Source organism: Paenibacillus sp. FSL M7-1455 (genome assembly GCF_038004655.1).
Lineage (GTDB): Bacteria > Bacillota > Bacilli > Paenibacillales > Paenibacillaceae > Paenibacillus_AQ > Paenibacillus_AQ cookii.
Genome location: NZ_JBBORO010000001.1, coordinates 5462405 through 5475000, shown reverse-complemented (window position 1 = coordinate 5475000; position 12596 = coordinate 5462405). Strand labels below are relative to the sequence as shown.

The following is a 12596-nucleotide window of genomic DNA, read 5'->3' as shown; positions in this document are numbered from 1 at the left end:
TCTAAGCGTGAAGCCCCCCTCAAGATGAGATTTCCCAGTATGTAAGACCCCTTGAAGACGACGAGGTAGATAGGTTGGAGGTGGAAGTGCAGCAATGCATGGAGCTGACCAATACTAATCGGTCGAGGGCTTATCCTAAAAAGTACCCCAAAAAGTGAAGCTTAGGCTTCGCGGTTCAATCCGAATACTTTTCGGGGGCCCCGGATTTAAAACCGGGAAATGCTACGGAAAATAAAACGCAAACGTTTCGTATCTAGTTTTCAGGTGATCAAACCACTTGAATCGTTTGGTGGCGATAGCGGAGGGGTTCCACGCGTACCCATCCCGAACACGACCGTTAAGCCCTCCAGCGCCGATGGTACTTGGACCGAAGGGTCCTGGGAGAGTAGGACGCTGCCAAGCGAAGGACCACTGTTGATGAACAATCGACGGTGGTTTTTTTATTTGCTGTGGATAAAGAAGCGAGATTTACGATTACACAGTGGATAAGGCACCAATATTCCCGTTTTCGCGCAGTTTTCATGCACATATTCCCGATTGCGCTGTGGATGATCCCTAACGCATTTGGGCCATCCACAGAAAAAGCGACAATACGATCATTTATTTTCATTTTGTGCACATACTTATCCCACTCGCACACACCCCGTCTGCTTTTCCTTAAAATTTCGTCCACAAATTCACAAATTCATCCCCATCATTCACAGGTTTTGTTCTAATTTATGCAATAAAGCCCCGCCGTCGTTTTTAGAATTCCTGATCTTGTGGGTAATTCATTGACTTTGCCAGGCCTGTTTGACATACTCGATGTGTAATCCACAGAAAGTCGCAATTGCTTTGTTAATTTATCGTTTTACGAATACATAGCGAGGTGAAACGGGATGGAGATCAGAACATTAAAACCGGAAGAATTCGATGCCGCGATGGAGCTGGGCGAGTACGCCTTTCAATACAAGATGACCGCGGAGGCGAAAGAGAAAGCCAGGAAACGATTCAAGCCCGAAAATACATGGGGCATGTTTGATGAAGAGGGGCGCCTAAGCGCCAAGCTGGGTCTGCTCAACGTGGACATTTTCGTCAACGGCAAAAAAATGCCGATGTCCGGGGTAGCCGGCGTGGCCACATGGCCCGAATACCGTAGACAGGGCTTGGTGAAGCAGTTGCTTACCCATTCGCTGCAAGTGATGAACGAATCCGGAAAGCTGATCTCTATGCTGCATCCGTTTTCGTTTGCGTTTTACCGTAAATTTGGCTGGGAAATGTTCAGCGATTTTATAAAATACGTCATTTCTACGGAAAAACTGCCCGCCAAACAAGTTACGGAGGGTACCGTTCGCCGCGGCGTGACGGATATCTCGGTTTTAAACCGTGTCTATGAAGCTTACGCCAGCCGTTACAACGGCATGATGGTTCGGGATGAAGACCGCTGGAAGCATGCGATCCTGAACGACGAAGAGGACCAAACGGCCGTATATTACGATTCAGCGGGCGAACCGCAAGGTTTCCTCTTATATAAAGTCCAGAAGCAAGAAATGCAGGTGTACGAGTTTATTTACCTGACGGAAGAAGCCAGACAGGCGTTATGGACGTTTATCGGCAATCACGATTCCATGATCAAACAAACGGTGCTCGATCATATGCCGGTGGATGACGGTTTGACATACATGCTGGCGGATCCGCGAATCACGCAGGAAATCGTTCCGTTCGGGATGGCCCGGATCGTAAACGTTCCCGGCTTCATTGAGGCATATGCCTTCCAAAGCGACGGAAAGGAGCAGGCATGGACGGTTCAGATTCAGGACCCTTACGCCCCTTGGAACGAAGGAAAGTGGAAAATCGCGTTGTCTCCGGAGGGAACAGCAGCCGTAACGGCCGCAGATCCGTCGGAACCGGTACAGCTAAGCTTGGATATCCAGACCTTGACGACGATGATGCTCGGTTACAAACGTCCCGGCGAGTTGTTGAACATGGGAAGATTGGCAGGCGAGCCGGAAGCGGTCGCATACTTGGAACGGGTGATCCCCCTTGGCCGAACCTTTTTGTTGGACTTTTTCTAAAACATTTCCGGGCCGCCGGATGCCCGACTCTCCTGCATGAATGCAGGGGAGTTTTTTATTCGCGAAATGAGGCATAAAAGCACGGAAACAAGGGACGGATGCCTGTCTTTAAAGCAATTCTCACTAAATGCGATATTCTTGTACGCTTATAGGGATGGAATAAAGCAAAAAGGTCAAAAATGATAAAAGATGCTGGGAAAGGCAAAACGGCGTACATACCGATTGCGGAGCAATTTTACGGGCGCCCCTTGGCAAAATGCGAGAATGTGTTATAATATAGTCAAAGAAAGTCAAAGTCAATTATTGATCAAACATGCATATACTGTTGGAATCCTGCAGATTATGTATGATCCGAATGGTCTGAAGTTACACTAACCATGCGCTGCTGAAGACCCTGCCGCCGTCTGTTGCGGCTTGTAGGGTTACGGTTCGCATGACGGCTCTTTGGTTAATGTCCATAGTAAATACCGGGATCATCGGCCGCGAATATGGGGTAACTCGGCTTGGCTTTCTGCAAGCAATACGCGGATTTTGCGCGAAGTCCGGAACCGGGCGGAAGCAAAATCCTGAACCAAGTGGAGGATGAACGATGCGTAATATCTCTGATGTTATTGAACAATATCTGAAGAGTATTTTGCATGAGAGTCCCAACGGTTTGATCGAAATACAGCGTAATGATTTGGCGGACCATTTTTCTTGCGTGCCTTCCCAAATCAATTATGTCATAAGCACCCGTTTTACGCTGGAAAAAGGTTATCTCGTGGAAAGCAAGCGCGGAGGCGGCGGATACATCCGGATTCGGCGCATCGATCTTCCGCAATATTCGGCGCTTCATACTCATCTGCATCAGACGATTGGCGATACCATCGACCAGACGGTCGCGGAAGGGCTCATCTACCAGCTGGAGGAGGCCCGGGTTCTCACCAAACGTGAAGCGAACATGATGCGGGCGGCCGTTTCCAGGGAGGCTTTGATGGTCAAACTTCCGTACAGGGATGAATTACGTGCAAGAATGATGAAGGCGATGCTGATTTCTTTGTTAGGCAAATAAGTCTACAGGGAAAAGGAGGTACAGCAATATGTTATGCCAAGAATGCGGTAAAAGACCCGCGACGCTGCATTTCACCAAAATCGTAAACGGCGAAAAAAATGAATTTCACATTTGCGAAACTTGCGCAAGGGAAAGAGGAGAGATGCTTCCCGGCACCTCGGGAGGGTTCTCCATACACAGCTTGCTATCGGGGCTGCTCGATTTTGAAACCGCGGGCAAAGGGATGGCCAGCAGCGTCAAAACCCCCCAATCCCTGCGGTGCGAGGAATGCGGAATGACGTATACCCAGTTCAGCAAAATCGGCCGGTTCGGCTGCAGCTCCTGTTATAAATATTTTGGCGACCGCCTCGATCCTTTGTTCAAAAGGGTGCACGGGAACACCGTCCACGTCGGTAAAGTACCGAAAAGAAGCGGCAGCCGGATTCAATTGAAACGTCAAATCGACGATTTGAAGCTCGAGCTTCAGCGGCGGATCCAACAGGAGGAATTCGAGGAAGCCGCCCAGCTTCGGGATCGAATCAGAACGCTTGAAAAAGAAATGGCAGGACAGTAAAGTATTCGCTTAAGGAGGAATGCGTGATGCCCAATCTCCGGTTTACCGAGAAAGCGCTGAGCGAATGGATGCGGGGGACGGCAAGCGACTCCGACATCGTGATCAGCAGCCGGGTACGGATCGCACGGAACCTGCAGCACATGCCTTTTCCCCTTTTGGCCACGCGCCAGCAGTCGGAGGAAGTGCTCAATCGTCTGGCCCAAGTGGCGGAGACTCCGAATCTTAAGTCTTTAGGGACGTTTTATACCGTCAAGCTGGATGAAATCGAGCCGATCGACAAAAGGGTGCTGGTCGAAAAGCACTTGATCAGCCCAAGCCTCGCAGGCGAGTCCCAAAACGGAGCCGTCATGATCAGCGAGGACGAATCGGTCAGCATTATGATTAACGAAGAGGATCATCTTCGCATCCAATGTCTGTACCCGGGTTTCCAGGTCCGCGAAGCGTGGGAAAAGGCGACCGCCATCGACGACCTGTTCGAAGCCGAGGTGGATTACGCTTTTGACGATAAGCGCGGTTACCTGACCAGCTGTCCGACCAATGTGGGAACAGGACTCCGGGCATCGGTGATGATGCATCTGCCGGCCCTTGTGATGACGCAGCAGATTAACCGGATTTTGTCCGCGGTCTCGCAAGTCGGCCTGACCGTAAGAGGAATTTACGGGGAAGGCAGCGAAGCAATAGGTAACCTGTTTCAAATCTCCAACCAGATCACGCTCGGGCAAACCGAATACGAAATCATCGATAACCTGCACAGCGTCGTATTGCAGATCATCGAACACGAAAAAAACGCGCGGGCACGCCTTATGAACGATTCGCGACTGCGCATTACGGATCGGATCAAACGGTCTTACGGCATTTTGTCGTATGCGGAGGTCATGGATTCCAAGGAGGCCGGGCAGCGGTTATCGGACGTGCGTCTGGGGATAGACCTGGGGATCGTGCAGGGACCTTCCATTCCGGTGATGAACGAACTGAACGTCATGACGCAGCCGGGTTTTTTGCAAAAAAAATACGGCCACGACATGAACAGCGAGGAACGCGACATTTACCGGGCAAGGTTGATTCGCGAGACTCTGGCGAAAGCCTGAGCCGAAGTTTTAGACTGAAAGCAAACGAGAATTCGATGGAAACGAGAATGCAAAAATTCTTGAAATCATATTTCAAACTCATGGAGGTGCAGGAGAATGATGTTCGGAAGATTTACGGAACGCGCTCAGAAAGTGCTGGCACTCGCTCAGGAGGAAGCCGTCCGTTTAGGACACAACAACATCGGTACGGAGCATATTTTGCTTGGGCTGATTCGCGAGGGTGACGGCATTGCCGCGAAGGCATTGATCGGGCTAGGACTCGGACTCGAAAAAATCCAGGATGAAGTGGAAACGCTCATCGGCAGAGGTCAGGAGCAGCCGACCAATATCGCCTACACTCCGCGCGCCAAAAAAGTCATCGAGCTGTCCATGGACGAAGCCCGCAAGCTGGGACATACCTACGTGGGGACGGAGCATATCCTGCTCGGACTGATCCGCGAAGGGGAAGGCGTTGCGGCCCGCGTATTGAACAATTTGGGCATCAGCCTGAACAAAGCGCGCCAGCAAGTGCTGCAGCTGCTTGGCAGCAGCGAGGCCGTATCCAGCCACCACGGTTCCCAGGCCAACGTCAGCACGCCGACGCTGGATTCTCTGGCCCGTGACCTGACGGCCATTGCCAAAGAGGGCAACCTGGATCCGGTCATCGGACGGAGCAATGAAATCGAGCGCGTCATTCAAGTGCTCAGCCGCCGTACCAAAAACAACCCGGTACTGATCGGCGAGCCCGGGGTAGGTAAAACCGCGATCGCGGAAGGACTCGCCCAAAAAATCATCAACAACGAAATTCCGGAAACGCTTCGCGACAAACGCGTCATGACCCTCGATATGGGTTCGGTCGTGGCCGGCACCAAATACCGCGGCGAATTCGAAGACCGCCTGAAAAAAATCATGGATGAAATCCGCCAAGCCGGCAATATCATCCTGTTCATCGACGAGCTGCATACGCTGATCGGCGCAGGCGGAGCGGAAGGCGCAATCGACGCCTCGAACATTCTGAAGCCGTCGCTGGCCCGCGGCGAGCTGCAATGCATCGGCGCCACGACGCTCGACGAATACCGGAAATACATCGAAAAAGATGCCGCCTTGGAACGCCGCTTCCAGCCGATTACGGTGGATCAGCCTTCCCCGGAAGAAGCGATCCAAATCCTGTTCGGCCTGCGCGACCGTTACGAAGCCCATCACCGCGTGAAAATTACGGATGAAGCGATCGTGGAAGCCGTGAAGCTGTCCGACCGCTACATTTCCGACCGGTTCCTGCCGGATAAAGCGATCGACCTGATCGACGAGGCGGGTTCGAAAGTAAGGCTTCACACGTACACGATCCCGCCAAACCTGAAAGAGCTGGAAAGCCGTCTCGAAGACATCCGCAAGGAAAAGGATTCGGCGGTGCAAAGCCAGGAATTCGAAAAAGCGGCGGCGCTTCGCGACACCGAGCAAAAAATCCGCGAAGAGCTTGAAATCACCAAAAACCAATGGAAAGAAAAACAAGGCCGCACCGATTCCGAGGTAACGCCGGAGGATATCGCGCAAGTGGTATCCAGCTGGACCGGAATTCCGGTACGCAAGCTGAAGGAAGAAGAAACCGAACGCCTGCTGAACATGGAGAACATTCTCCATGAACGCGTCATCGGCCAGGAAGAGGCGGTCAAAGCCGTCAGCCGCGCCGTTCGCCGCTCCCGCGCCGGCCTGAAGGATCCGAAACGTCCGATCGGTTCGTTTATTTTCCTCGGTCCTACCGGCGTAGGTAAAACCGAGCTGGCACGCGCCCTTGCGGAAGCGATGTTCGGCGACGAAAATGCGGTCATCCGCATCGACATGTCCGAATACATGGAGAAACACTCCACGTCGAGACTGGTCGGAGCGCCTCCGGGATACGTCGGTTACGAGGAAGGTGGCCAGCTGACCGAGAAGGTTCGCCGCAAACCGTATTCCGTCGTGCTCCTCGACGAAATCGAAAAGGCGCATCCGGAAGTATTCAACATCCTGCTGCAGGTGCTTGAAGACGGACGCTTGACCGACTCCAAAGGCCGCGTGGTCGATTTCCGCAACACGCTGATCATTCTGACGTCCAACGTCGGGGCGGAAGCGATCAAACGGAACTCCACGCTCGGCTTTACGGCGGTCAACGATGCCGGCGCCGACTACAACAACATGAAAGACAAAGTCATGGGCGAGCTGAAGAAAAGCTTCCGTCCGGAGTTCCTGAACCGGATCGACGAAATCATCGTCTTCCACTCGCTGGAAGAGAAGCACATCGCCGAAATCGTCTCGCTGATGGCCGAAGAACTCCGCAAACGGCTGCGCGAATACGACGTGGACTTTACGCTGACAGACAAGGCCAAAGCGTTCCTGGCGAAGGAAGGCTACGACCCTGCTTTCGGTGCCCGTCCGCTGCGCCGCGCGATTCAGAAGCATATCGAGGACCGTTTGTCCGAAGAGCTTCTGACCGGCAAGGTGGCCAAAGGCGACTCGCTGGTAATCGATGAGGAAAACGGCGAGTTGACGGTAAAAAAGGCGGATAACGTATCCGCAACGTCCGAAGCGTAATGAAAGCTACAGCTTAGTTTAATGAAAAGGATTGACCCGCTGCTGCTGGTTTAGCGGCGGGCCAGTCCTTTTTTTGTGTGACCGGATACGGATGGAACGATGCAAGCCATAAAACCGTTTTTCTATTCTTTATGTAAACTTTTTTCAAATACTTTACGATAAAACTTAATAAATGGTAAAATTATAATAATGCCAATTTTCTGAGTGATCGACAAATTTAGACAAAATCCATTACCTCTAAGGAGAGATCATGGCTAAAACGAAAACGAAATTTTATTGCACAGAATGCGGCTATGAGGCTGCCAAATGGTATGGCAAATGTCCGGGTTGTCAAGCTTGGAATACCATGATCGAAGAAACCGAAAGCGTCATTAAAACGCAGGGGATGAATTCTCCGCTCTTTCATAGTAAAGAAAAGGCGCTTTCGATCATAAATATAGAAAGCAGCAATGAAGCGCGCGTGCATACCGGCATCGGCGAGCTGAACCGCGTGCTCGGCGGAGGGATCGTGCCGGGGTCGCTCATTTTGGTCGGCGGCGATCCGGGGATCGGGAAGTCGACGCTGCTGCTGCAAACCTCGCATGCGTTGACCGTGTCGGGCCTGCGCGTCCTGTATATCTCCGGGGAGGAATCGGTACGCCAGACCAAACTTCGCGCCGACCGGCTCGGAGCCTTGTCTCCGGAGCTGTACGTGCTTTGCGAAACGAACATGGATCTGATCGAGGAAGCGATCAACAGCATTCAACCGCAGTTTCTCGTGATCGACTCCATCCAGACCGTATACATTCCGGAAGTGACGAGCGCTCCGGGCAGCGTGGCCCAGGTCAGGGAGTGCACGGCCCGGTTCATGCGCGTAGCGAAAGGCATGGGCATTGCAACCGTTCTTGTCGGGCATGTTACGAAGGAAGGAGCCATCGCGGGTCCGCGACTGCTTGAACATATGGTGGACTGCGTGCTCTATTTTGAAGGTGAACGGCATCATACATACCGTTTGCTGCGCGCGGTGAAAAACCGCTTCGGGTCCACGAACGAGATCGGCATTTTCGAAATGAACGAATCCGGACTGGTGGAAGTGGAGAATCCGTCCGAACTGTTTCTGTCCGAACGTCCGCTTGGGGTGGCCGGCTCGACGGTGGTGGCCAGCATGGAAGGAACCCGGCCGGTTTTGGTCGAGCTCCAGGCGCTTGTATCCGCCACGCATTTTCCGTCGCCGCGGCGGATGTGCACGGGCGTCGACCATCACCGGATGGGGCTCATTATCGCCGTGCTGGAAAAACGGATGGGCATGTTCCTCCAGAACCAGGACGCCTATTTGAATGTAGCCGGAGGCGTGAAGCTGGATGAACCGGCGGTCGATTTGGCGATTGCTGTCAGCATCGCCTCCAGCTTTCGAGATATTCCGACAAAACCGTATGACGTGATGTTCGGCGAAGTAGGCTTGACCGGCGAAGTCCGGGCCGTCTCGCGTGCCGAGCAGCGGGTAAGGGAAGCCGAGAAGCTCGGCTTCAAACGGATCATCATGCCGGAAAAAAGCTTGAAGGGGTGGAAGCACCCCAAAGGAATCGAAATCATTGGCATCAATACCGTGGCAGATGCGCTAGCGGTCGCGTTAGATTAGGGGGCATAAGAGATGAAGGAACCGAGCCAATTGGATAAAATGAATGACCTGCTCAAGCTGGTTGCACCAGGCACCCCGTTTCGGGACGGCCTGGAAAACGTGCTGCGAGCCAAAACCGGCGGGCTGCTTGTCGTCGGCTACAGTCCGGAAGTGATGGAGGTGGTCGACGGCGGTTTTTCGATCAACTGCGATTTTTCGCCGAACTACCTCTACGAGCTTGCCAAGATGGACGGAGCGATCATTTTGAGCGAGGACCTGAAGCGGATTCTGTACGCCAATACCCAGCTGATTCCGGATTCCTCCATTTCCTCGACCGAAACGGGCATCCGCCACCGTACCGCGGAGCGCGTCGCCAAGCAGACCGGAAAGCTGGTCGTGTCGATTTCGCAACGCCGCAACATTATCACTTTATATCAAGGCACGCTTCGATATGCGCTGAAGGAAATCGGCGTTATTCTGACGAAGGCGAACCAGGCGCTGCAAACGCTGGAAAAATACCGGGCGGTGCTGAACCAGTCGCTTACCAACCTCTCGGCATCAGAATTCGAAGAGCTGGTGACGGTACCGGAGGTCGTCAATGTCATTCAGCGGGTCGAAATGGTGCTGCGCATCAAAATGGAGATTAAGCGCTATATCAATGAGCTGGGCAACGAAGGCCGGCTGATCAGCATGCAGATGGAAGAGCTCGTCAGCAACATGGAAGAGGAAGCATGGCTTCTGTACAAGGATTACGCCCGCGAAGACAACGACGACAAAATCCGCGAGATGATATCCGGACTGAAGCGGGCTACCGACGATGAACTGCTGGATATCCATTACGTCATGCGGCTTCTCGGCTATCCGATCTCGGCGGCGAATTCGGAGGAATCGATCGCTCCGCGCGGATACCGCATCCTGAACAAAATTCCGCGGCTGCCGAACGTTATCATCCATAATTTGGTCGAGCGTTTCGGCCGGCTTCCGCATATCATGATGGCAACCATCGAGGAATTGGATGAAGTGGATGGAATTGGCGAAGTCAGAGCCCGCAACATCAAGGAAGGTTTGAAGCGGTTGCAGGAGCAAGTGTTCATTGACAGACAAATTTAAATGCCATACAATCAAGTGATGATACGGGGGTACTAAAAAAATTCGAGGTGAAATAATGTTTACGAAATCAATTCCGAACATGTTTACGTTAGGTAACTTGTTTCTCGGAATGGTAGGAATTATGCTGGCCTTTGACAACAAATTCAGCTTGGCAGCCATCATGATCATTATTGCGATGCTTTGCGACGGATTGGACGGCCGGGTGGCCCGGGCGCTCAATGCACAAAGTGAATTCGGCAAGGAACTGGATTCTCTCTCGGATGTCATTTCTTTTGGAGTTGCACCCGCACTTATCATGTACGTTACTTCTTTTCATGGCATGCACCATGCGCTCATCTGGGCCGTGACGGCCATATTCCCGATTTGCGGCGCTTTGCGCCTCGCAAGGTTTAACGTTCAATCCGGGATTCCGGGCTATTTCATTGGTTTGCCTATACCGGCTGCAGGTGGCGTTTTGGCCACGTTGTCGCTGTTCCATAAAGAAATTTCGGCTCCTTACATGATTTTTGCCATGTTGGTCCTGTCGTATTTGATGGTTAGCACGGTGAAGTATCCGAATTTCAAGAAAGTGGGGCTCCCGAAAAAAGCCGTGATGTACGCCCCCGTCGTGATTATCGCGGGAGTCGCCGTCGCCGTGATTTTTCCGGATCAGATATCCAAGCTTATTTTCGTTCCGCTGGTGCTGTATGCGGCCTACGGATTAAAGCAAAACGTGGAGAAGCTGACCCGCAGACGGAATCATGACCAATCGGCGGATCAAAACGTGTTTAACGATCATTCCTAGCCGGAAAAATAAAAAGCATTTATTTCTCGCTGTCCGCAGCGGAAATAAATGCTTTTTTTGTTGCCGTTTATTCGAATGCGCGGGATTGCTTTCGTTCTATGACAGATTAAACAAGCCAAGCGTGGAGCATTTCTGGGACTCCTTCTGGACGACTTCATCCATGTTGATGCCGAGGAGGTTGCACAAGGCCGACATGTAAAAAATATTGCGTCCCAGTTCGGCGCTGATGATTTCCTTGCAGTTTTCGCATAACTCTCCGCGTACGTGAGTCCGGGCCACGTCTTTCGCTTCCTCCAGGCTCACTTCGGGTTCAAAGGACTGTTTGGTGGCGTGGAGTTCGATACAGCCGCAGTCCGTAACGGCCTTGGCAACAGCCCGGTTGACGGATGCGCTGCTTTGCCCGTTTTTGGACAAGACATCCAGCAGACTGCGGTGACGGAGCAACAATTCGGAAACCTGATCCTGAAAAGCCTGTAAACTTGGTGCGCTCATTTTTCCTTTTCACCTCTAGCTTAAGAATTGAGTTCATTATATGCCAGGCATTTGCCCATTTTCAACCAAAATTGAGACTCCTAACGAAAGGACCTTTTGCAGATCCGATAGAAAAATTTGGGCTGCGAAGGATTATGTGCTCCAAAATTGGACCATACTGCTAAGGAAATATGTATGACTGATACAATCAAGGAGGTGTGGGAACTTATGCTGAGAAAATTCATCGTGGCGTTTGCCGGTCTGTGCGGCGCTTGGACAGGTTATACCCTTCATCAATCAGCCGGATGGACGTTCCCGAGTTTAGGTATTGATCAATCCGTATGGGGCAGCTTGATGTTTGCAGGACTTGGAGCAATTTTATTTTTGTTGATAGGTTCCCTGTGCGCTCAGGCGCTCGCGGCACGCTTTCAATCGATGATCCAGATGTTTGCGGGAATGCCGATGAATGAACTGGCGGCGGGAGCGGCCGGTTTGACGGGAGGTTTGCTGTTATCCCTGCTGATCTATCCGAGCCTTGCTTGGGCGGGAAAAGCGGGTGAGATTGCAGCCGTGGGGCTGACGTTGTTTTGCGGCTACATCGGATTCCGGGTCGGTTTGGACAAAAAAGACGAGCTGGCGACGCTGTGGACCTCGGGACGGTGGAGCAAGGCCGATGCGTACGAGGACCGGAAAATCGAAGAGCATAAAATTTTGGACACCAGCGTCATTATCGACGGCCGCATCGCGGATATTTGCAAAACCGGGTTTATCGAAGGAACGATCGTCATTCCCGAGTTCGTGCTCGAAGAGCTGCAGCATATCGCGGATTCGTCGGATTTGCTCAAACGCAACCGCGGCCGCAGAGGGCTCGATATTTTGAACAAAATCCAGAAGGAGCTGGACGTTCGGGTCCTGATCTACGAAGGGGATTTCGAGGAAATTTCCGAAGTCGACAGCAAGCTGGTCAAGCTGGCCAAGGTGCTGCAGGGGAAAGTCGTCACCAACGATTTTAACCTGAACAAGGTGTGCGAGCTGCAGGGCGTGTCGGTGCTTAACATCAATGATCTGGCAAACGCCGTAAAGCCGGTCGTGCTGCCGGGAGAAGAGATCATGGTACAGGTCATCAAGGACGGCAAAGAACACGGCCAAGGCGTGGCCTATCTGGATGACGGCACGATGATCGTGGTCGAGGGCGGGCGCGATTACATCGGCAGCATGATGGAAGTGCTGGTGACAAGCGTGCTTCAAACTTCGGCCGGACGGATGATCTTCGCCAAACCGAAACTGTTGGAAAAAGCCCAGTAAAAGGGGTATGATGGGGGTATACATTTTTTCTTACGG

Annotated in this window: 10 protein-coding genes and 2 rRNA genes (1 of these 12 cut by a window edge); 11 read left to right on the top strand and 1 reads right to left on the bottom strand. The window is 52.3% G+C overall.

All coding sequences use genetic code 11. The annotated features are described in order from the left end of the window. From NYE48_RS25165 to pssA, 10 genes are all read left to right on the top strand, one after another. Nucleotides 1–138: ribosomal RNA gene (locus tag NYE48_RS25165) — 23S ribosomal RNA — on the top strand; it begins 2910 nt to the left of the window's first position. Nucleotides 139–285: 147 nt separating this feature from the next. Continuing rightward, nucleotides 286–402 (top strand): 5S ribosomal RNA (gene rrf, locus NYE48_RS25160). Between the two features lie 476 nt (nt 403–878). Further along, complete coding sequence (locus NYE48_RS25155) at nt 879–2054, top strand: GNAT family N-acetyltransferase (RefSeq protein ID WP_341000295.1); 1176 nt, start codon at nt 879–881, stop codon at nt 2052–2054. 589 nt (nt 2055–2643) lie between these two features. After that, nucleotides 2644–3105 carry a CtsR family transcriptional regulator gene (locus tag NYE48_RS25150; protein WP_212952141.1) on the top strand — a complete coding sequence of 154 codons (462 nt, stop codon included), beginning with the start codon at nt 2644–2646 and terminating at the stop codon, nt 3103–3105. A gap of 28 nt (nt 3106–3133) precedes the next feature. Further along, nucleotides 3134–3658, top strand: a complete 525-nt coding sequence (locus NYE48_RS25145; protein WP_036712508.1) for a UvrB/UvrC motif-containing protein — start codon at nt 3134–3136, stop codon at nt 3656–3658. 26 nt (nt 3659–3684) lie between these two features. Continuing rightward, nucleotides 3685–4746: a protein arginine kinase gene (locus NYE48_RS25140; RefSeq protein WP_212952140.1), complete on the top strand. Its 1062-nt coding sequence runs from the start codon at nt 3685–3687 to the stop codon at nt 4744–4746. 96 nt (nt 4747–4842) lie between these two features. Further along, nucleotides 4843–7293, top strand: coding sequence for an ATP-dependent protease ATP-binding subunit ClpC (clpC, locus tag NYE48_RS25135; protein WP_212952139.1), 2451 nt, complete (start codon nt 4843–4845; stop codon nt 7291–7293). Between the two features lie 250 nt (nt 7294–7543). Next, the gene (gene radA, locus NYE48_RS25130; RefSeq protein WP_212952138.1) at nt 7544–8911 is read left to right on the top strand and encodes a DNA repair protein RadA; all 1368 of its coding nucleotides are present in this window, start codon (nt 7544–7546) and stop codon (nt 8909–8911) included. Between the two features lie 12 nt (nt 8912–8923). Beyond that, nucleotides 8924–10000 (top strand): DNA integrity scanning diadenylate cyclase DisA, encoded by a 1077-nt coding sequence (gene disA, locus NYE48_RS25125; protein ID WP_036712509.1) that lies wholly within the window; start codon nt 8924–8926, stop codon nt 9998–10000. Between the two features lie 55 nt (nt 10001–10055). Further along, nucleotides 10056–10784, top strand: a complete 729-nt coding sequence (gene pssA / locus NYE48_RS25120) for a CDP-diacylglycerol--serine O-phosphatidyltransferase (RefSeq protein WP_036712512.1) — start codon at nt 10056–10058, stop codon at nt 10782–10784. A 96-nt stretch (nt 10785–10880) separates the two neighbouring features. On the opposite strand, the gene NYE48_RS25115 is transcribed toward pssA, so the two are convergent. Continuing rightward, the gene (locus tag NYE48_RS25115; protein WP_212952137.1) at nt 10881–11276 is read right to left on the bottom strand and encodes a DUF1573 domain-containing protein; all 396 of its coding nucleotides are present in this window, start codon (nt 11274–11276) and stop codon (nt 10881–10883) included. Between the two features lie 207 nt (nt 11277–11483). On the opposite strand from NYE48_RS25115, the gene NYE48_RS25110 reads away from it, so the two are divergent. Beyond that, nucleotides 11484–12560, top strand: coding sequence for a PIN/TRAM domain-containing protein (locus NYE48_RS25110; protein WP_341000294.1), 1077 nt, complete (start codon nt 11484–11486; stop codon nt 12558–12560). Nucleotides 12561–12596 lie beyond the last annotated feature (36 nt).

What these genes read in the sequence shown, in the direction of transcription:
- NYE48_RS25155 (WP_341000295.1), top strand. Translation starts at nt 879, where the DNA reads ATGGAGATCAGAACATTAAAACCGGAAGAATTCGATGCCGCGATGGAG.
- NYE48_RS25150 (WP_212952141.1), top strand. Translation starts at nt 2,644, where the DNA reads ATGCGTAATATCTCTGATGTTATTGAACAATATCTGAAGAGTATTTTG.
- NYE48_RS25145 (WP_036712508.1), top strand. Translation starts at nt 3,134, where the DNA reads ATGTTATGCCAAGAATGCGGTAAAAGACCCGCGACGCTGCATTTCACC.
- NYE48_RS25140 (WP_212952140.1), top strand. Translation starts at nt 3,685, where the DNA reads ATGCCCAATCTCCGGTTTACCGAGAAAGCGCTGAGCGAATGGATGCGG.
- clpC (WP_212952139.1), top strand. Translation starts at nt 4,843, where the DNA reads ATGATGTTCGGAAGATTTACGGAACGCGCTCAGAAAGTGCTGGCACTC.
- radA (WP_212952138.1), top strand. Translation starts at nt 7,544, where the DNA reads ATGGCTAAAACGAAAACGAAATTTTATTGCACAGAATGCGGCTATGAG.
- disA (WP_036712509.1), top strand. Translation starts at nt 8,924, where the DNA reads ATGAAGGAACCGAGCCAATTGGATAAAATGAATGACCTGCTCAAGCTG.
- pssA (WP_036712512.1), top strand. Translation starts at nt 10,056, where the DNA reads ATGTTTACGAAATCAATTCCGAACATGTTTACGTTAGGTAACTTGTTT.
- NYE48_RS25115 (WP_212952137.1), bottom strand. Translation starts at nt 11,276, where the DNA reads ATGAGCGCACCAAGTTTACAGGCTTTTCAGGATCAGGTTTCCGAATTG.
- NYE48_RS25110 (WP_341000294.1), top strand. Translation starts at nt 11,484, where the DNA reads ATGCTGAGAAAATTCATCGTGGCGTTTGCCGGTCTGTGCGGCGCTTGG.